The organism is Massilimicrobiota sp. An142, from assembly GCF_002160725.1.
GTDB classification, from domain to species: domain Bacteria; phylum Bacillota_I; class Bacilli_A; order Erysipelotrichales; family Coprobacillaceae; genus Allocoprobacillus; species Allocoprobacillus merdigallinarum.
In genome coordinates, this window is record NZ_NFLD01000030.1 from 16,574 (window position 1) to 38,147 (window position 21,574).

Below are 21,574 nucleotides of genomic sequence, written 5' to 3' on the forward strand. Positions count from 1 at the left end.
TGAGTTTTCTCATTTTTTCCTTCCCCATAAGAGAATAGTATGTCCTACAACATACTATTCTTCTTCATTATCTTCAGTTTCTTCTTCAGATTTATCAACAACTTCTACACTTGAAACAATTGATCCTTCAGCAACTTTAATCAATCTAACACCTTGAGTATTTCTTCCAGCAAGTTTCACTTGTTCCATTGGAAGTCTAATCATAATACCTTCACTTGTCATAATTAATAAATCTTCATCACCATTAACAGCTCTTAAAGCTACCAATTGTCCTGTCTTTTCAGTCGTATTAATGGTTTTCACACCTTTACCACCACGATGTGATTCACGGTAATCTTCTATTGGAGACATCTTACCATAACCATTTTCACTAATAGCCATAATATATTGTCCTTCTCCGTTTGTTGTCATACCCACAACATGACTACCATCTACATTAATACCTCTGACACCTGATGCTGTTCTACCCATTGGTCTGACATCATTTTCATTAAATCTAATTAATTTTCCATTAGATGCTGCAACGAGAATTTCTTCATTTTCTTTTGTTAATTTCACAGCAACCAACTGATCTTCATCTTTTAAATTAATCGCAATCTTACCAGATTGTCTAATATTTTTAAATTCTTCAATAGATGTTTTCTTAACTAAACCATTTAATGTCACAAAGAATAGATATAGATTCTTATCTTCATCAATATCATCTTTATCAATAGAAATCATAGATTTAACACTTTCATCTTTATCTAGATTTAATAAATTAACAACAGGTAATCCTTTAGCAGTTCTACCAAATTCAGGAATATTATATCCTTTTAAACGATAGACTTTACCAAAGTTTGTAAAGAATAATAAATCATCATGAGTACTCATATGAATAAGAGCATCCACAATATCATCCTCATTGGTTCCCATACCTTTGATACCTCTACCGCCTCTATTTTGTGTTTTATAAGTATCAACAGGCATACGCTTGACATATCCATTAGAAGTTAAAGAAATAATCACATCTTCGACTGGAATTAAATCTTCATCTTCTAAATCAAATGTTCCTTGAATAATTTCAGTTCTTCTCTTATCAGCAAATTTAGCTTTAATTTCTAATAATTCTTTTTCAATAATTTCTAATATTCTTTCTCTTTTTGCAAGAATATCTTTTAAATCAGCAATCAATTCTAATAATTGATTTAATTCATTTTCAATCTTTTCTCTTTCCAAACCAGCTAATCTTTGAAGCTGCATTTCTCTGATTGCTTTTGCTTGTCGATCAGACATATCAAATTCATCCATCAATCTCTGTTGAATAATTTCTGTTGTTCGTGATGAACGAATGAGTTCAATAATAGCATCAATCTGATCTAATGCTCTTTTTAAACCATCTAAAATATGAGCACGATCTTCAGCTTTCTTTAAATCATAAGCTGTTCTTCTTCTAATCACTTCTTCTTGATGATCAAGATAGTAAGTAATCATTTGTTTTAAATTTAAAGTTTGAGGTTGATTATTTACTAAAGCAATAGAATTGACACCAAATGTTGTCTGTAAAGCTGTTAATTTAAATAACTGATTTAAAATAACTTCTGGTTGAACATCTTTACGAAGTTCAATCATAATACGAATACCTTCACGGTTAGATTCATCACGTATTTCTGTAATACCTTCAATACGTTTTTCTTTAACATGTTCAGCCATTTTTTCAATTAAACGAGCTTTATTGACCATATATGGTATTTCAGTAACAACAATAGCTTTTTTACCACCATGAATATCAATAATATCCGTTTTCGCTCTCATGACAATTAAGCCATTACCAGTTTCATAAGCTTTTTTAATCGCTGATTTACCTAAAATATAAGCTCCTGTTGGAAAATCAGGTCCCTGAATATAATTTTCCATTAATTCTAGAATCGTAATATCAGGATTATGAGAAACAGCCAATATGGCATCAATGACTTCACCTAAATTATGAGGTGGAATATTTGTAGCCATACCAACCGCAATTCCTGTTGTCCCATTTACTAATAAGTTAGGGAAACGTGATGGCATAACTTCTGGTTCTGATTCTTCACCATCATAGTTAGGAATAAAATTGACTGTATCTTTATTAATATCTCTCACCATTTCCATAGAAATCTTAGACATTCTGGCTTCAGTATAACGTTGTGCCGCAGCGCCATCACCATCAATAGAACCAAAGTTTCCATGACCGTCTACTAACATATAACGATAACTGAAATCCTGTGCCATACGAACTAAAGCTTCATAGATTGAAGAGTCACCATGAGGATGGTATTTCCCCATAACTTCCCCAACAATACGTGCTGATTTCTTATATGGTTTATCACTATAACATCCAAGTTCATTCATTCCATGCACAATTCTTCTTTGAACAGGCTTTAATCCATCTCTCACATCTGGTAAAGCTCTTTGAACAATAACTGACATGGCATAATTGATAAAGGATTGTTTCATTTCTTTTGTTAATGATCTTTTCTTAATTCCACGTTCTTCCATTTTTTCTCTCCTTTACTATAAGTCTAATTCTGCCATTTGTGCATTTTCTTGAATAAATTCACGTCTTGGTTCAACTTTTTCACCCATCAACATATCAAACATAGCATCAGCCTGCATCGCATCATCCAAATCAATTTGCCATAAAACACGATGTTCTGGGTTCATTGTTGTATCCCATAACTGTTCAGCATTCATTTCTCCTAAACCTTTATAACGCTGAATAGAAATTTTGGCATTTTCACCAAGTTCTTCTTTTTTCTTTTCCAATTCATAATCAGAATATAAATAATATTCTTCTTTTCCATGTTTCAATAAATATAATGGTGGCTGTGCAGCATACACATATCCTTCTTCAATTAATGGCTTTAAGAAACGATATAAGAATGTCAACATCAAAATACGAATATGTCCACCATCAACATCGGCATCGGTCATAATGACAATTTTATGATATCTTAATTTACTAATATCAAATTCTTCACCAATACCCGTTCCAAAAGCTGTAATCATCGAACGAATTTCAGCATTCCCTAAAATTCTATCTAATCTTGATTTTTCAACATTTAAAATCTTACCACGTAATGGCAAAATGGCCTGAGTTCTACGATCTCTACCCATCTTGGCACTACCACCGGCAGAATCCCCTTCGACAATGAATACTTCACATTCACTAGGATCCTTAGATGAGCAGTCAGCTAATTTACCTGGCAAGGCAATACTATCTAAAGCTGTTTTTCTTCTTGTCATTTCTCTGGCACGTTTAGCTGCCATTCTGGCACGACTTGCGACAATGGCTTTATTGATAATAATTTGTGCAGTATTTGGATTTTCTAATAAAAATTTATCTAACGCAGTTGAAATGATATTACTTGCGATTTTTCTCACTTCAGCATTTCCTAATTTTGTTTTTGTCTGTCCTTCATATTGAGGATCAGGATGTTTCACTGAAATAATCGCTGTTAACCCTTCACGGCAATCATCCCCACTTAAAGATTCTTCATCTTTTTTCAGGAAATTATTATTTTTTGCATAATTATTAATGACTCTTGTTAAAGCAAGACGGAAACCTTCTTCATGAGTTCCTCCTTCATGCGTATTAATATTATTACAGAAAGAATAGATATTTGGCTGATATCCATCATTATATTGCATACCAACTTCAACCTTAATATCATCTATTTCATCTTCTACATAAATAATTTCTTCATGAATAGGCGTTTTATTACGATTCAAATAAGCTACGTATTCTTTGATACCACCTTCATAGTGATATTCATTTTTCTTATGTGGTGTCTGTCTATGATCTTCTAAAATTAATTTCAATCCTTTATTTAAGAAAGCTAATTCACGGATTCTCTGATTTAATGTTTCATAATCATATACAGTTGTTTCTTCAAAAATCAAAGGATCAGCTTTAAAAGTAACTGTTGTTCCAGTATCATCACATTCACCAATAATCTTTAAATCTTCAACAGGTTGTCCACCTTTTTCAAATCTTTGATAATAAATATGACCATCTCTATGTACATAAACTTCTAACCATTCACTCAATGCATTAACAACGCTGGCACCAACACCGTGTAGACCACCAGAAACTTTGTAGCCTCCACCACCAAATTTACCACCAGCATGTAAAACAGTTAAAATTGTTTCAACTGTACTCTTACCAGTTTTCGCATGAACACCTGTTGGCATACCACGTCCATTATCAATAACCTTGACAACATCGCCTTCTTCTAAAATCACTTTAATTTCACTACAAAATCCAGCTAAAGCTTCATCAATAGAGTTATCAACAATTTCCCATACCAAATGATGTAAACCTCTAGAAGACGTTGAACCAATATACATACCTGGTCTTTTTCTAACAGCTTCTAATCCTTCTAAGACTTGAATATCAGATTCATTATAACTGTGTTGAACTTTATTTTCTTCCATAGCTTTCTCCTTTCACATTTCCATTTTCAATGACGATTTTCTTTGCTTTATCTATAACCTGATGATGAATACCATCAATATTTGTTGAAGTTAAAAAAGTCTGAACCTTTCCTTCAATTAAATTCAATAACTTCGTCTTTCTTGTATCATCTAATTCACTTAAAACATCATCTAACAACAAAACAGGATATTCTCCGATTTCTTTTTTAATCAATTCTAATAAAGCAATTTTGATTGCTAAAACAATAGATCTTTGTTGCCCCTGTGAAGCATAAGTTATAGCATCCTGTTGATTTAAACACATCACCAGATCATCTTTATGAATACCATGTGTTGTCTGTTTAAAAGCAATATCTTTTTGATAATTCTTTCGATAATCTTCTAAAATACCTTCATAACTCATATCTTTATAATGTGTTTTATATTGAATTGATAATACTTCCTGATGTAAAGCAATATAATCATACATTTTCGTAGATATCTCATTTAATAATTCAACAAATTCAATTCTTTTCTTTAATAATTGAACTTGTAATCGTGCCATCTGTTCAGATAAAACCTCTAAGTAATCATCAGCTTTTAAATGTTTTTCATTTAATAATTTCAAATATTTATTTCTTTCTTTTAATAATCTTTGATATTTATTAAAATCATACATATATATAGGTGATATTTTAGATAACTCCATATCAATCAATTTTCTTCTTAATTTTGGACTCCCTTTTATTAACATTAAATCCTCAGGAATAAATAAAACAACATTTAAATAACCAACATAATCACTTGTTTTTTTAATTTCATTATGATTAATCAAAGCTTTCTTTCCTAACTTTGATAAAACAATCTCTAAATTTAATGTCTTTTGATTATTAATAACCTGTCCTTGAATTTTCGCAAAGTCCTGATCAAAATAAATCATTTCATCTATGACTTTTGTCTTAAAACTTTTAGACATTGATAAAATATATATAGCTTCTAATAAGTTTGTTTTTCCTTGAGCATTTTGACCAATTAAAATATTAATAAAAGGATCAAATTTTACTGAACAATCAATATAATTTCTAAAATTCTTTAATTGAATACTATGAATCTTCATTAATGATTAGATATTCTTGTCCATCAAAAGAAACAATATCCTGATGATAGAGCTTTTTCCCACGTCTTGTTTCTACTTCACCATTGACAAGAACCAGTCCATCACTAATGACTAATTTAGCTTCAGCTCCACTACTTACAGCATCAGCTAATTTAAGTAATTGTCCTAAAGTAATATACTCACTATGAATTGTAACTTCTTTCATATATTTATCACCCATACTTTCATAACCTGAACTATTATATCACAAAAACATCAAAAATGATAGTTTTTATGGCTTATATTCAATATTTATAAAAAAAGTGATAAATCTCATTTTTATATAAAAACCTCTTATAAGCTAAATATAAGCTAAAAAATGATATATAGTCTTTTTGACTACATATCATCTTTTAATGTTTCTATAATATTCTGTTTTCTAAAACAATTTAATCCTAATTTAAATGTTAAGATCATCACTATCATCATCACAATAAATGATATCAAATAAGCTATCCATGATGGTCTAAAAGGTATAGTGTTAAAAGATAAATTATATAATAGAAATTCTATTATTATACAGAATGGTAAACTATATACAAATGATTTTATGCCATAAATAGAAGATTCTTTCCATAACATTTTTTTCATATCATTGACACTCATGCCTATACTCATGAACATCGCAAATTCTTTTTTTCTTTTTTCTATGCTGGCACTCATCATGTTTAAGATATTCATTAGTGTAAATATCAACATAATTGTGACAAAACCATAAACAAATATCTCTACAATTGTCATAAACTCAATTCTTTCCTGATTAGCTGATGTTTCATCGTAACTGCTTAATCCATAAGATTCCAATTCTTGATTTAATTGTTCATGTTGTTGTGTCTGAATATAAATTTCTATATTCGTAGAGCCAAACTCTTTTTCAAAATAGTCTGTGGAAACAATAAAAGTTAATTCATAAGGATTCATTATATTATATTCATCAGATGTTTCTATCATCTGAATATCTTGAAAATTTTGAATATCTAACTTCTTTTCTTTTTCAGTCTCATCATCTAAATAACTGATATACATATCTTGGATAAAGTTTCTGTCCATTTTTTTATAAACTGATGAAATTTCTGTTTCATTTTCACTTAAGATTAAAGATTGATTATATGTTAATGCTAAATCATTTGATGGCTGAATACCATTATCCTCACATAATTGATTAAATCTTTGATCATCTATACACTGAATATAAATTCCTATAGTTTTTGGACTTTCATATGTTAAATAATCAGGATTAATATCTACATTAACAAATTCTAATCCTCTCAAATAATAGTCATTATCATATTGACTGTTATTTAAAATATCAATAACATCTTGTCTATTTTTCATTTCAACGTCTGAAACTGAAATATCATAATCATGAATACCACTTTCTTTTTTGACAGTATTAATAAAATTTTTACCAAAACTTGTCATAGAAACAAAGATAATCATTGATAACATTAAGGAAATAATAATAACTCTGGATTTGATTCCTTGTCTTTTATAATTTTTAATAGACAATTGCCATGAAACATTTAAAAATTTTGATAAAAAACGATTTAATTGAAGTCTTTTCTTTTTCACTTTAACTTCATCACTTTTCGTTAATGCATCCATCACAGATATTTTTGATATTCTTCTTGCAGGTATATATAATGCGATAAAAGTAATCAAAAACGAACCTATAATAACGAGACATAAATATAATGGTGAGATTTGCGTATGAATAGATAAGTTGAGATCTTTTAAAATTTTCATTTGATTAGCAAATGAAAAAGCAATATTTAATCCTATAAAACTACATAGAATTCCAAATGGTATCGCAATAATGGATAATATGAATCCTTCAAAATAAACAGAACATTTCTTTTGCTTAGGCGTAGCGCCTACACTTGAAAGCATCCCAAGATATTGAATACGATCTGTTGTTGATAGATGGAATGCCTGATATATAATCATAACAGATACAAAACTAATAATACCAATCATAATATAAATCATATGATATACATCTGTATATCCAGCAGTTAAACCTTCTTCAAAGATATTCTGTACAGCCAAATAAGATGAATTATATGGTATATAATATTTGGAAGATGTTGTACTCTCCATGTTTTGTATTTTTTCATTTAAATTTTGTACATGTTGAAATATATTTTTGGAAACATCTTTATCTTTAATATACATTGTATAATCTTGAGTTAAATCTATATAAGAAAATGCCTGATATATATATTCCATGAAATCTTGAGATTGATAACTATTCATAAATCCTACAATTGTATATGTTTGTTGATTATCAAATGTTATCTGATCTCCTATTTTTTTATCAATATGATTCATTTTTAAAAATTCTGGTGTTATAACAATTTCATACTTATTAACAGGTAATCTTCCATCAATAATATAATCATAGAGTCCTTTCTTTTGAAAATATAATGAATCACCAGACTTCATATATAACTGTGAATCTTGATAATCAAGTTGTGTTGTACAAGAAAAATAATATTCATCAACTTGAGAATCATCTTTTATTAAATCAATAATTTCTTGTCTATTATCAACAATGCGATAATGGTAATCTCCTCTTGTTTTTTCTATATAACTTTTATAATAGGCTTTACCTGATGAAAAAGCTATTCCTACACAGCTCATCATGATCACTGATACCATAATACATAGTAATGTCAATAAACTTCTTTTTTTATTGGCTTTCAGATATCTTAAGGTCAATGTATTCGTGATTTTCATTTTCTGATAACCTCATCTTTTTTTATTTTTCCATCTTCTATCACTATGATTCTATCTGCCTGCATCGCTATATTTTCATCATGAGTAATCATAATTAAGGTCTGTTTATATCTTTTTTGTGTTAATTTCAGTAAATCTATGATTTCTTTACTATTTTTTGAATCAAGATTTCCTGTTGGTTCATCCGCAAGAACCAGTGATGGCGCATTCATCAATGCTCTTCCTATTGATACACGTTGTTGCTGTCCTCCTGAAAGTTCTCTTGGTAAATGTTTTTCTCTTGATTTCAAATCTAATATACGTAGTAATTCATCCAGTCTTTCCTGATTCACTTTCTTATTATCCAGCAATACTGGCAATGTCATATTTTCTTCAACGGTTAATATAGGAATTAAATTATAGAATTGATAAATCAACCCTACTTCCCTTCTTCTAAATATGGCTAATTCATTTTCATTCTTTTTATAGACATTCTGTCCATTGACAATCACTTCACCACTTGTTGGTTTATCAACACCCCCGATCAAATGCAGCAATGTACTCTTTCCTGATCCAGATGAACCTACAATAGCTATAAATTCACCTTTTTCAACAGTAAATGAAACATGATCTAAGGCTACAACCTTATTTTCATCATGCCCATAGATTTTTGTTAAATTTTTAACTTCTAGTATTGCCATATATTCTCCCTCCTCAATTGTATTGTATCAAATAAAAATGACAAACCCGTGACAATAAAGTGACAGATTTGTCATAATCAAATATCTATACATTTTCTTTATATAAATGAATTGTAAATTTTGTGCCAGGATATGTATTTTCTACTTGAATTGTTCCATTTTGTTTTTCAATAATCATAGAACTCAAAGCTAAACCTATACCTACACTATCCTGCTTTGCATTTTTTCCTTTATAAAATCTTTCAAATAGATGAATTAAATCTTCCTGATCAATACCACAACCATTATCTTGAATAATGATTTCATCATATAAAGGATTTTGATTCATTTCTATATGAATGATTCCATTTTGTTCTACATGTTCTATACAATTTTTTAAGATATTAGATACAGCTTCTAAAGTCCATAAAATATCACATTTGAATATCTCTGATTCTTGAATATTGATTTGTAATTGAATATCTTTCATATCTAGTTGTATTTCAAATGGATTTAATAACTGCAAAACAAAATCTTTCTGTGTAATGCTTTCCTGATGAAAAGTGACTGTCTGGGCATCTAATTGCGCCATTTTTAATAAACTCATCACGAGCCATTCAATTTTATCTAATAATTTCTTTTCTTCTTTTAATAATTGTCTTTTTTCATTGCCTTCTGCTTTATTTAATCTTTCATGAATTAAATTTAAAGCTGTTAAAGGTGTTTTCATTTGATGAGATATATCTTCCAGATATTCTTTTAGAATCAGTTTTTCATTTTCTAATAAATGATTTTGTTCATAAATCTTATTGACTAATTTACATATATCACTCTCTAAGATAGAAAGATTTCCCTCTTTATATTTTTGAATATAAAAATCATTATGATGAAATAAAATATCATTGATTTGTTTAGAAATAGAAATAATTTTTTTATTTTGTTTATAGATGTAAAAACATAAACTAACTATAATACAGCATAATAAGAATATAATGATATACATGATCTAATCTCCCAGTTGATAACCCAATCCCCTTTTGGTTTGTATGATTTGGGGATGTTGAGGTTGATCTTCTATCTTATTTCTTAATCTTTTAATATAAACAGTCAAAGTATTATCATTCATATCTTCACCCGTCATTTGATAAAGCTCTTCTAATAAAAATTCTCTTGTTAGTAAATGATGAGCATGTTGTACAAATATTAACAATAATTTATATTCTAAAGCTGATAAAAAGATTTCCTGATGATTTTTAAAGACTTTAGCCTGAGATATATAAACTTGAAGATTTTGATATTGGAATATCTGATCTTGTTTTTTATATCTTCTTAAAATATTTTGAATACGTGATAAAAGTATTCGAGGTTGAAATGGTTTTGATATATAATCATCTGCTCCTAAATCAAGTCCTGTAATAATACTAAATTCATCACTTTGGGCCGTTAAGAAAATAATAGGAATATCATAATAAGCTTTAATTTCATTATATAAAGAAAAGCCATTACCTTCTTTTAATGAAATATCTAATAAGATTAAATCTATAGATTGTTGTTGGAGTATTTGCATAGCCTTTTTTTGACCATCAACAGCTATTAAATGATAACCATTTTCTCTTAAATAAGAATTTAAATGCTTAACGATTTGTAAATCATCTTCAACCAGTAAAATTTTTTCCATAATACCACCATTCAAATTATAACAAAAAAAGCTAATCGTGAATAGATTAGCTTAATAAGTTCTCACAGGTAAAACCAATTGAATAATATCTTCTCTTTCAAAGTCTTTAATAATAAATGGTTTCATTTCACCAGTAAATAAGACTCTCACTTTTTGTCCATTAATACTCTTAATAGCATCAGTTAAATATCTGGCACTAAATGAAATTTTTAAAGGTTCACCTTTATAGAAAGCTCTAGATAAGTTTTCTTCTACTGACCCAATTTCTTGAGAGAATGAAGATAAGATCACTGTATCCTGATTCATTGTGAGTTTAACGATATTTGTTTGTTCATTTGTCAGTAATGATGCTCTATCAATAGAATTTAATAAACTTGTGCTATCAATACTCATAGAATAATCAAAACTATCAGGAATTAAACGACTTGTATCAGGGAAAGTTCCATCAATTAATCTTGTTTGAATTAAAACATGATCAAAAACAAATAAAACTTTACGATCAGATACATATAAATCAATCAGTTCATCTTTTTCAATAATACGGCTGATTTCAATTAAACTCTTTTTAGGAATAATAATATTAAATGAAATATCAGAATCAATATTTAAAATACGTTTTGCTAAGCGATAACTATCTGTCGCAATACATTCTAAAACATGATCTTTAGCTTTGAAATTAACTCCTGTTAAAACAGGTCTTGTTTCTTTTTCACTTGTCGCAAATGAAGTTTGTTCAATTGCTTCTTTTAAATCAATAGATTTCATCTGTAAATTAACACCTGTTTTATTTAAATCAATACGAGGATAATCAATATAAGATGTTCCATTTAAATCAAAACGAGAGTTAGCTCCTTCAATTCTTGTAAGTGTTCCATCTACAATAAAAATATGTACATCTTCAGAATCAATCTTTTTAATAATTTCTAATATATATTTAGATGATAAAACAACACTACCAGGTTCAATAATATCAATATGATCTTGAATACTTGTTTGAATTGTAATATCACTATCACTACCAGTTAAAATAAGTTCATCTTCTTTTAAATCAAATTTAATACCAGTTAAAACAGGTAAGGGACTTTTTATAGAAACAGCTCTTGAAACTTTAGTTAGAGCATTCAATAATTCCAATCTTTTAATCTTAAAATTCATAAATGATCTCCTTTATATTTTATATTATTTAAATAATAACATAATAATAATATTGTGCACAATATGCATAAGTGAAAAAAAGTGACGTTTTATTCATTGTTTTTTTATTTTTATGATGTGCATAAGTTGTGGATAAGTGTGCATAACTTTTACACAAGTTTCTTTTTAATATCTTGAATAGCTTGACGATAATTCATATCTTTTTCTAATTTCTGTTGAACTTTATGACAAGCTTTCATGACAGTTGAATGATCTCTTCCACCAAATTCATGACCAATTTGAATGAATGAAATATCTTCAATGAGTTCTCTGACTAAATACATGGCAATATGTCTTGCGACAATAATACTAGATGTTCTTGATTTAGAATTAATTTGAGCGACCGTTAAATTATAATAATCAGCAACACATTTCTTTATATTTGAAACAGTTAATTCTTTTTTCTGTGTTGGCTGACTATAAGAATCACTAAAGGCTTCTAAGGCAAAATTCAAGTCAATAATATCTAATTTTTTACCACATATGAGCTTATAAAATAATAATCTTTTTAAACTTCCTTCTAGTTCTCTGACATCAGTATTAAAATGAGTGGCAATAAAGTCTAAAACTTCTTCCGTTATTGGATAATCAACATTTTCAATTTCTATTTTCTTTCTTAAAATGGCTTTAGCCGTTTCAAATTCTGGTGTATCAATACTTACTGTTAAACCAGATGAAAATCGACTGACTAATCGACTTTCCATTCCCTTTAGATCACGTGGTGGTTTATCTGAAGTAATGACAATCTGTTTTTTATTACTAATTAAAGTATTAAAAATGTTGAAAAAGATCTCACTTGATGATTCTTTTGTAGCCATGAATTGAATATCATCTATTAATAATATATCCATTTGACGATATTTATAGTTAAATTCATCCATTGCATGGTTAGCTAATGATTGAATATATTCATTCACAAAGTTCTCACTTGTTGTAAATAAAACATTTATAGATGGATCACGTTTTTTAGCGTAATTTCCAATAGCATTTAATAAATGTGTTTTTCCTAATCCTGAATTACTATGAATAAACAATGGACTATAAGAAATACCAGGTTTCATAGCAACCGCTAAAGATGCATTTTGAGCAATTCTATTACTGTTTCCAATAACGAAATTATCAAAAGTCAAATCAGGATTTAAGTGATCATCAAAATGTAATAAATGTTCTTGTTTTGCATGACTTTGTTTAAAATCTTCTTCAGTCATTAAATGTAGCTGATAGTGTCCATTTGTGACAGTATTGTAGATTTCCTGTAAATGCGTTAAATAAGGTTCTACAACATCTAAGCTCCATTTTGTATCAATGGTGATTGTCACGACACTTCCTACAATGTCTTTGATTTCTAAGGTAGTGAAAAAAGAATCAAAAGTAATTTTATCTAATCCATAATCATCAAGTTTTCCTTGGAATAAACTTAAAGTTTTTTGCCAGTTCATATCTAAATTGTTCATTTTCACCATCTCCAAGACACATTATAAAGGAAAAAGTGAATAAATAGAAGATGAAAAAAAATACGCACAAGTTATTCACATAGTTATGCACATCAAATTATATTGAATTGACGGGCTTTTTTTAGTTTTACACAAATTTCATGATATCGAAATTGTGCATAAAAAGTTATGCTATGTGCATAATTGTGCACAAAATGATTTTATTTTTTTAATTCACATAAAAAGCAACAAATAATGCACAAGAAAAATGTCGATATAAGTGAATAAATGTAGAGTTATGCACAATTGTGAATAACTTTTAAGCGTTTGTGCATAAGTTGTGAATAGACATAAATATTCCTGTTAAATGATATGCACAAATGAAAGTAAATAGAACTTTATCAGGAAAGAAAATGCTTGAATAATCAAATAATTTTCTATATTTTCATTGACTTATAAAAGCAAAACCCATATAATAATGGGGCATATGTTATTGTGTATAAAAAATTTATTATTTTGGAGGTGTAATCAATGAAAAGAACATATCAACCAAATAAGAGAAAAAGATCAAAAACTCATGGTTTTAGAGCTAGAATGGCAACAGTAGGCGGAAGAAAAGTACTTGCTCGTCGCCGTAAGAGAGGAAGAAAAGTTTTATCTGCCTAAAAAAATTCCACTTTAATGTGGTTTTTTTTCTAAAAAAATATGAAAAAAGAGTATCGAATTAAGAAGAATGAAGATTTCCAATCCATCATTAAAAAGAAAAAATCAATAGCAAACAGACAGTTTGTCATTTATTTTGATCAAAACAAAGATCATTTAAGAGTGGGAATCTCAGTAAGTAAAAAATTAGGTCATGCTGTTGTTCGAAATAGAATAAAAAGACAAGTCAGAATGATGGTTCAGCAGGTTTTTGATAACAATCAAAAGATGGATTTTATTATTATAGTGAGATATCAGTTTTTAAATCAGAATTATCATGATAATTTAGAAAGCCTTGTATCTCTATATAATAAAATAAATAGAAGGATGGAAAAGTAACAATGTATTTAGATCAACGTACAAAGAAATTTTTAAAAGCATTTGCTTTAGTAGCTGTGGTCTTCGTATTAGTTGGATGTACAAGTAATCTTGATCAAAATGGACAACTGATTGCATCACGTGCTATTAATGAGTCAACTCCTTGGAGTTTAAAGGATTTAGGTTTTTTTGATTTTATTTTAACTTATCCAATTGCGAGAGGTATTTTATTTATCAGCAATATGTTAGGTAATGTTGCTTGGGGTGTTGTGGGAATGACAATTTTCATCAATATTCTGATTTTACCTATCATGATTAAATCAACAGAGTCAACTCAAAAGATGCAATTAATTCAACCAGAAATGGAAAGAATTCAAAGAAAATATGCTGGAAGAAGAGATCAGGCCTCTCAAATGCGTCAAAGTGCTGAAATTCAAGCTTTATATAAAAAGCATAATATCAGCATGTTAAGCAGTTTTTCAACGTTCTTGACATTACCAATCATGCTTGCAGTTTGGCAGGCAGTGCAAAGAGTTGAAATATTATATACTTCAACATTATTTGGATTAAAATTAGGAATTACGCCAATATCAGCCATTACAGAAGGAGAATGGGCTTATATCGTTATTGTAGCATTGGTTGGTTTAACACAATATTTTGCGATTGAAATCAATAATATTATGTTAAAGAGAAATCCAAGATATAAGGTTTCAAAACAACAACAATCAATGAAAACAATGAATATTGTCATGACTGTTATGATTGTATGGTTTGCAGTATCAATGCCAACAGCAATGTCATTATACTGGATTACAACAAGTTTAATTACAATTGCAAGAACAGTTTATATTCAACTTTATCACATTGAAAAGAAAAAAGATAAATAAGGACTGGGCAAAACTATGAAGACATATGAAGGAAAAACATTAGATGATGTGATTCAACATGCTTGCCAAGATTTAGGAATTACTCCTGATGAATTGACATATGAAATTATTGAAGAAAAAAAGGGATTATTTTCTAAAAAAGTTGTGATTGAATGTTATTGTCAGAGTATGGTTCAGGAATATTTAGAAAACTTTGTAAGAAAGACACTTACAAATATGGAGTTCCAAGTAGAAACTGTTTCATATACTCAAGATGGACGTATTTATTGTAATATTAATACAGATAATAATTCTATTTTAATTGGTAAAAATGGGGTTATTCTAAGAGCATTTAATTTTATCGCAAGACAAGCAGTACAAAATGAATTTAAGAAAAGATTTGAAATTAGCTTAGATATTAATGGATATAGAGAAAATAGATATAGAAAAGTTTCAGCTATGGCAAAAAGACTTGGTAAACAAGTCTTACGTACAAAAATAGATGTGAAACTTGATCCTTTACCTGCTGATGAAAGAAAAGTGATTCATCAAACAATTTCTGAAATGGGTCCACATTTAAAAACTGAAAGTCAGGGAGAAGGAAAAGGAAGATTTACGACAATTTCATATGTTGATTAAACTCTATCTTGGATAGAGTTTTTTTAATTATACACAAGAATTTCATTTGTTTATGATAGAATGAACTTGAGGTGGGAATCATGAAAAGAAAAATTATAGCCATACTTGTATTGTTTATTGTTGTAATAGGAGGAATAAGTTTGAAAATGAAGCAACCTTCCTATCAATATGCAACATTAACGATTTATGGAAAACAAGAAAAGCCGATTCAATATTCCATTCACAATCAAGATAAGATTGATTTATTAGTTAAGACATTAAATCAGTCTATTCATGTTCAAAATGCTCAAAAGGATTATGAAAAAACAAAAGGACCCACATATCAAATTGAATTAGATGATCAACAAGTATATATCATCAATGGAAATTATATAATCAAAGATCAAAAAGCTTATTTATTAGAAAATAAAAAAGATATTTTTAATATATTTGATGAGTAAGAAAGCAGAAATGTTTTCTTTTTTTTTAGATATGTTATAATGGGAAAAGTTGTAGAATGGAGGGTATATTATGAAGATTATGAGAAAGTTTATACAATATTATAAACCATATAAAACAGTTTTCTTTTTAGATATGATTTGTGCCATGATTATCAGTCTTATTGATTTGGCTTTTCCTCAAATCTTAAATTATTTAAATGATACATTATATATCGCTGATCATCAGACAATTATTCAAAGTTTATTCTGGTTAGCCATCTTTTTACTGATTATGTATGCTATTCGTGCATTATGTAAATATTATGTATCAGCACAGGGACATATTATGGGTGCTCAAATGGAAAGAGATATGAGAAAAGATTTGTTTGATAAGTTTGAACAATTATCTTTTTCTTATTATGACCGTAATAATACAGGGGAAATGATGAGTAAGTTAGTAAGTGATTTATTTGATATTTGTGAGTTTGCTCATCATGGACCAGAAAATGTATTTATATCATTACTTAAAATTATAGGTTCATTTATTTTATTAATGTATATTCATGTTCCTTTAACTATCTTATTGATGATTGTAACATTATGTATGTTGTTGTTTTCATTAAAACAAAACAAATCTATGCAACAGACATTTATGGATAATCGTCAAAAGATTGCAGGTGTTAATGCATCTTTACAGGATACTTTAGCTGGAATTAGAGTTGTGAAATCTTTTGCAAATGAAGATATTGAAAGACATAAATTTGCAAGAAGTAATGAAAGATTTTTACAAAGTAAGAAAAATAATTATCATTGTATGGGAAAATTCCAAGGTGGTAATAATTTCTTTCAGGGACTTTTATATGTTACGATTTTAGTTGCTGGGGGATTCTTTATTGCTGAAGGATCATTAGAACCTGTCGCTCTTGCAACTTATGCTTTATATATTAATATCTTTATTACTCCAATTGAAGTCTTAGTAGAATTTACAGAAATGCTTCAAAAAGGTTATTCAGGATTCAAAAGATTCAATGAAGTGATGGAAACTCAAGTTGAAATTCAAGATGCTCCAGACAGTCATGATTTAGTTAATGTTCAGGGTGTTATTGATTATAAAGATGTGAGCTTTGGATATGATGATGAAAAAGTATTAGATCATCTCAATATTCATATTGATTCAGGAAAATCTATTGCATTAGTTGGTCCATCTGGTGGAGGAAAAACAACCATTTGTTCATTGTTACTTCGTTTTTATGATGTAACAGGTGGAAGTATTGAAATAGATGGTCAAGATATTAGAAAATTAACTCTCAAATCATTACGCCAATCTATTGGGATTGTACAACAGGATGTATATTTATTTACTGGTTCTATTAAAGAAAATATTTCTTATGGAAAACCAGGTGCCAGTGATGAAGAAATTATTGAAGCAGCTAAAAAAGCGAATATTCATGATTTTATTATGAGTTTACCTGATGGCTATGATACATATGTAGGTGAGAGAGGAACACGTTTAAGTGGTGGACAAAAACAACGTATTTCTATTGCCAGAATATTCTTAAAAGATCCAAAAATTTTAATTCTTGATGAAGCAACAAGTGCTTTGGATAATGAAAGTGAACGTCATATTCAAAAAAGCTTAGAAGCCTTAGCAAAGAATCGTACATGTATTACCATTGCTCATAGATTATCTACAATTAGAAATGCTGATGAAATTATTGTCATTGGTAATAATGGTATTGTTGAAAGAGGGACACACCAATTCTTATTGAATAAAAATAATGTTTATGCCAAATACTATCGTTTACAATTTGAAGGATTGGAAGAAAATGCTTAAAGAAGGACAAACTGTATATTTTATTGTTCAAGGGTTTGTTATGAATGGAAAGGTTTTTGATATTCAAATCAAAGATCAGGAATATACATTTAAAATTGAAGGATATGCAAATTGTAGTGGTCATCATGAGATTTCATCAAGACAGATTCATTATTCTATATTTTTAGATGAACAAGAAGCTAAGAAATATCAAGATTATCCTGCAATGTATCTTTCAAATCATTGTTAGTAGCACAAGAGTGCTACTTTTTTTCATAACTTCATAGATATTTTAAAAAGATATTGTTATACTATATGAAGTAGAAAGAAAGGAATTGATTCAAATGAATGATGATATTATTGTTGCTATAGCAACTTCAAGATTAGAAGCAGCTATATCTATTATTCGTTTAAGTGGAAAGGGATGTATTGCTTTTGTTCAACAGTTTTTTACTGGAAAAATCATGGATAAAGCAAGTCATACTATTACATATGGATTTATTAAAGATCAAGATGAAAAAGTTGATGAAGTTTTGGTTAATATATATCGTGGACATAGAACTTTTACGGGAGAAGAAATGGTAGAGATTAACTGTCATGGTGGTATCTTTATTACTCAAAAGGTTTTGAATCTTTGTTTAAAGATGGGTGCACGTATGGCAGAACATGGAGAGTTTTCAAAACGAGCTTTCTTAAATGGACGTATTGATTTATCACAAGCAGAAGCTATTAGTGATTTAATTAGTGCTAAAAATGATTATGCTTCTCAATTAGCATTAAGAGGAATTCAAGGCAATATCAGTCATTTTATTGAAGATTTAAAAGAATATCTCATTCAGATTATTACACAGATAGAAGTTAATATTGATTATCCTGAATATGAAGATGTTGAAGAATTAACAGCTGAATCTTTACTTCCTAAAAGTATACAATTACAAGAAAAAATGAATCATATTATTGATTCATCTAAAAATGTTCATTTATTAAAAGATGGTATTTCAACAGTGATTATAGGAAAACCTAATGTTGGAAAATCAAGCTTGTTAAATGCTTTATTAGATGAAGATAAAGCCATTGTTACAGATATTGCTGGAACAACAAGAGATATTGTTGAAGGAACGATTCGATTAGATCATATTGTTTTAAATATGATTGATACAGCCGGTATTAGAGATACTGATGATGTTGTTGAAAATATTGGTGTTCATAAATCAAAAGAACTGGTTCATAAAGCAGATTTAGTATTATTGGTATTAGATGGTTCTCAACCATTAACTCAAGAAGATTATGAATTATTAGAGTTATCAAAGGATACACAAAGAATTATTGTCATTAATAAAAAGGATCAGGGAGAAATCAAAGATATTGATGGTATTGCAATTAGTGCTAAGAATCATGATATTGAACCATTAATTCAAAAGATTAAAGCTATGTTTGAATTAGGACAAATTACTTCATCACAAGATGACATTCTTGCGAATGCGAGACAAATTCAATTATTAGAAAAAGCAAATCAATCATTAAAAAATGCTATTCAAGCAATGCAAGAATATGTGCCAACTGATTTAATTGTTACAGATTTATATGAAAGTTGGGAAAGTTTAAAAGAGATTTTAGGAGAAAGAGCAAAAGAGGACTTACTGGATGAGTTGTTTAAACGCTTTTGTATAGGTAAATAATGTGAAAAAGTATCAGTTTTTAGCAGAAAGATATTATAAATTTTTTAAATATTTAAGAAGAATAGGGTTAATAAGTGTTATTGTTTTCTTAGTTGTAACAGCATTTAATAGAGGAAATCAGACTTTATCGCTGATTAGTTACTTTGCAATACTTGTTACCTTAGCATGTCTTTTGGAATGTGTTATTCTCTATATTCTATATCTGATATTTAAAAATAAATGAAAAGGATGAGTTGATTCATCTTTTTTTCTTGAAATGACTTGAATATTCAATCATATCATTTCAAAAAAAGAAAAGAGCATATTTTCTAATGAAAGAGTGTTATAATATGCAAGCGAAGAAATGGGGAGGAAAATCATGAATAAAAGTTATGAAATTGATATGTGTCATGGTCCATTATTAAAACAAATTATTATATTTTCTGTGCCATTGATGCTATCAGGAATATTACAATTATTATTTAATGCAGCTGATATTATTGTTGTGGGGAGATTTACTGGCAGTGATGCATTAGCAGCCGTAGGATCAACAAGTTCATTAATCAATTTATTAGTGAATCTGTTCATAGGAATATCGGTTGGAGCCAATGTTTTATTTGGAAGATTTTGTGGGGCTCACGATGATAAAAATGCATCAGAAACAGTACATACGGCTATTTGTACTGCTATTTATGGTGGAATTATTATGATTTTTGTAGGTCATATATTTGCAAGACCACTTTTGGAATTAATGGGAACACCTCAAAATGTGATTGATTTATCAACAATATATATGCGTATCTATTTTATTGGTATGCCTGGTTTTATGGTTTATAATTTTGGGGCAGCCTTATTACGAACTGTTGGGGATACCAAAAGACCACTTTATTATTTAACTTTTGCAGGAATTATTAATGTTATTTTCAATTTAATCTTTGTTATTGTTTTTCATTTAGGTGTTGCAGGAGTCGCCATTTCAACAATGATGTCTGAATGTATATCAGCAGTATTAGTGTTAAGATGTTTAATTCATGCTGATGGTGTTTTAAAATTATCTAAAGATCAATTACGTTTTCATAAAGATAAATTAATAAAAATGTTGCAAATTGGATTACCTGCAGGATTACAAGGAATGGTATTTAATATTTCAAATGTTTTAATTCAATCATCAGTGAATTCATTTGGATCTATTATTGTTGCTGGAAATACTTCAGCAAGTAATATTGAAGGATTTGTCTATACGGCTATGAATTCTATTTATCAGACATCCTTAAGTTTTACCAGTCAAAATATGGGAGCAAAGAATTATTCAAGAGTGAATCAAATTCTTGTGAGATGTTTAGCTGTTGTTAGTATCATTGGATTTGTTTTAGGTTTTGGAGCATACTTGTTAGGAGATGTTTTATTAACTATTTATTCAACTGATCCACAAGTTATTTCTGCTGGGCTTATTCGTTTAAGTATTGTCAGTGCATCTTATTTTTTATGTGGTATTATGGATGTCATTGTAGGAAGTTTAAGAGGTATGGGTTATTCCATGATGCCAATGCTTATCTCTTTAACAGGAGCCTGTTTATTCCGTGTTATTTGGATATTTACAGTCTTCCAAATGAATCATTCTCTCTTTGTTCTTTATATTTCTTATCCAATTTCATGGATTTTGACATTAAGTGCTCAAATGATCTGTTACTTAAAAGTAAGAAAACATGCTTTTGTATAAATCAGCTTATAAAGCTGATTTTTATGCAAAAATCTAACCCTAGATAAATGTTGGTAACTATATTTAAAATATATTGATTATATGGTCTTAAATGAAAATTCAGTTGTAAAGTCACTATATCTTAGCTCACACATGGAGTTCATGATCTT

Annotated in this window: 20 protein-coding genes; 10 read left to right on the forward strand and 10 right to left on the reverse strand. The window is 28.7% G+C overall.

Features of this window, described 5'->3' with window-relative positions:
- Window positions 1–54: 54 nt before the first annotated feature.
- The 10 genes from gyrA to dnaA all read right to left on the reverse strand — a co-directional run bounded on the left by gyrA (window position 55) and on the right by dnaA (window position 13,311).
- Entirely contained in the window at window positions 55–2,514 is a 2,460-nt protein-coding gene (gene gyrA, locus B5E87_RS11645) for a DNA gyrase subunit A (protein WP_087245078.1), read from the reverse strand.
- Between the two features lie 15 nt (window positions 2,515–2,529).
- The gene (gene gyrB / locus B5E87_RS11650) at window positions 2,530–4,452 is read right to left on the reverse strand and encodes a DNA topoisomerase (ATP-hydrolyzing) subunit B (protein WP_087245079.1); all 1,923 of its coding nucleotides are present in this window, start codon (window positions 4,450–4,452) and stop codon (window positions 2,530–2,532) included.
- Complete coding sequence (gene recF, locus B5E87_RS11655; RefSeq protein ID WP_087245080.1) at window positions 4,439–5,548, reverse strand: DNA replication/repair protein RecF; 1,110 nt, start codon at window positions 5,546–5,548, stop codon at window positions 4,439–4,441. The genes gyrB and recF overlap by 14 nt, the downstream gene beginning before the upstream one ends.
- Window positions 5,535–5,753: a S4 domain-containing protein YaaA gene (yaaA, locus tag B5E87_RS11660; protein WP_087245096.1), complete on the reverse strand. Its 219-nt coding sequence runs from the start codon at window positions 5,751–5,753 to the stop codon at window positions 5,535–5,537. Before yaaA ends, recF begins: the two co-directional genes overlap by 14 nt.
- Before the next feature lie 173 nt (window positions 5,754–5,926).
- Window positions 5,927–8,326: an ABC transporter permease gene (locus B5E87_RS11665; protein WP_087245081.1), complete on the reverse strand. Its 2,400-nt coding sequence runs from the start codon at window positions 8,324–8,326 to the stop codon at window positions 5,927–5,929.
- On the reverse strand, window positions 8,323–9,006 hold the full coding sequence (locus tag B5E87_RS11670; RefSeq protein ID WP_087245082.1) for an ABC transporter ATP-binding protein: 684 nt from the start codon (window positions 9,004–9,006) through the stop codon (window positions 8,323–8,325). Before B5E87_RS11670 ends, B5E87_RS11665 begins: the two co-directional genes overlap by 4 nt.
- 85 nt (window positions 9,007–9,091) lie before the next feature.
- Window positions 9,092–9,988 (reverse strand): sensor histidine kinase, encoded by an 897-nt coding sequence (locus B5E87_RS11675; RefSeq protein WP_241147173.1) that lies wholly within the window; start codon window positions 9,986–9,988, stop codon window positions 9,092–9,094.
- A gap of 3 nt (window positions 9,989–9,991) precedes the next feature.
- Entirely contained in the window at window positions 9,992–10,663 is a 672-nt protein-coding gene (locus tag B5E87_RS11680) for a response regulator transcription factor (protein ID WP_087245084.1), read from the reverse strand.
- A gap of 51 nt (window positions 10,664–10,714) precedes the next feature.
- Window positions 10,715–11,818, reverse strand: a complete 1,104-nt coding sequence (gene dnaN, locus B5E87_RS11685) for a DNA polymerase III subunit beta (RefSeq protein WP_087245085.1) — start codon at window positions 11,816–11,818, stop codon at window positions 10,715–10,717.
- Between the two features lie 149 nt (window positions 11,819–11,967).
- Window positions 11,968–13,311, reverse strand: coding sequence for a chromosomal replication initiator protein DnaA (gene dnaA, locus B5E87_RS11690; protein WP_087245086.1), 1,344 nt, complete (start codon window positions 13,309–13,311; stop codon window positions 11,968–11,970).
- 510 nt (window positions 13,312–13,821) lie between these two features.
- On the opposite strand from dnaA, the gene rpmH reads away from it, so the two are divergent.
- From rpmH to B5E87_RS11740, 10 genes are all read left to right on the forward strand, one after another.
- Window positions 13,822–13,956, forward strand: coding sequence for a 50S ribosomal protein L34 (gene rpmH / locus B5E87_RS11695; protein WP_003535525.1), 135 nt, complete (start codon window positions 13,822–13,824; stop codon window positions 13,954–13,956).
- Window positions 13,957–13,995: 39 nt separating this feature from the next.
- On the forward strand, window positions 13,996–14,331 hold the full coding sequence (rnpA, locus tag B5E87_RS11700; RefSeq protein ID WP_087245087.1) for a ribonuclease P protein component: 336 nt from the start codon (window positions 13,996–13,998) through the stop codon (window positions 14,329–14,331).
- A 2-nt stretch (window positions 14,332–14,333) separates the two neighbouring features.
- Window positions 14,334–15,197 (forward strand): YidC/Oxa1 family membrane protein insertase, encoded by an 864-nt coding sequence (locus B5E87_RS11705; RefSeq protein WP_087245088.1) that lies wholly within the window; start codon window positions 14,334–14,336, stop codon window positions 15,195–15,197.
- A 15-nt stretch (window positions 15,198–15,212) separates the two neighbouring features.
- On the forward strand, window positions 15,213–15,815 hold the full coding sequence (locus tag B5E87_RS11710; protein ID WP_087245089.1) for a Jag family protein: 603 nt from the start codon (window positions 15,213–15,215) through the stop codon (window positions 15,813–15,815).
- A gap of 80 nt (window positions 15,816–15,895) precedes the next feature.
- The gene (locus B5E87_RS11715; RefSeq protein WP_087245090.1) at window positions 15,896–16,255 is read left to right on the forward strand and encodes a hypothetical protein; all 360 of its coding nucleotides are present in this window, start codon (window positions 15,896–15,898) and stop codon (window positions 16,253–16,255) included.
- Window positions 16,256–16,325: 70 nt separating this feature from the next.
- Window positions 16,326–18,068 (forward strand): ABC transporter ATP-binding protein, encoded by a 1,743-nt coding sequence (locus B5E87_RS11720; RefSeq protein WP_087245091.1) that lies wholly within the window; start codon window positions 16,326–16,328, stop codon window positions 18,066–18,068.
- Window positions 18,061–18,297: a hypothetical protein gene (locus B5E87_RS11725; protein ID WP_087245092.1), complete on the forward strand. Its 237-nt coding sequence runs from the start codon at window positions 18,061–18,063 to the stop codon at window positions 18,295–18,297. The genes B5E87_RS11720 and B5E87_RS11725 overlap by 8 nt, the downstream gene beginning before the upstream one ends.
- Before the next feature lie 94 nt (window positions 18,298–18,391).
- Window positions 18,392–19,726 carry a tRNA uridine-5-carboxymethylaminomethyl(34) synthesis GTPase MnmE gene (gene mnmE, locus B5E87_RS11730; RefSeq protein ID WP_087245093.1) on the forward strand — a complete coding sequence of 445 codons (1,335 nt, stop codon included), beginning with the start codon at window positions 18,392–18,394 and terminating at the stop codon, window positions 19,724–19,726.
- A gap of 1 nt (window position 19,727) precedes the next feature.
- The gene (locus tag B5E87_RS11735) at window positions 19,728–19,949 is read left to right on the forward strand and encodes a hypothetical protein (RefSeq protein ID WP_087245094.1); all 222 of its coding nucleotides are present in this window, start codon (window positions 19,728–19,730) and stop codon (window positions 19,947–19,949) included.
- Between the two features lie 135 nt (window positions 19,950–20,084).
- Entirely contained in the window at window positions 20,085–21,425 is a 1,341-nt protein-coding gene (locus B5E87_RS11740; protein ID WP_087245095.1) for an MATE family efflux transporter, read from the forward strand.
- Window positions 21,426–21,574 lie beyond the last annotated feature (149 nt).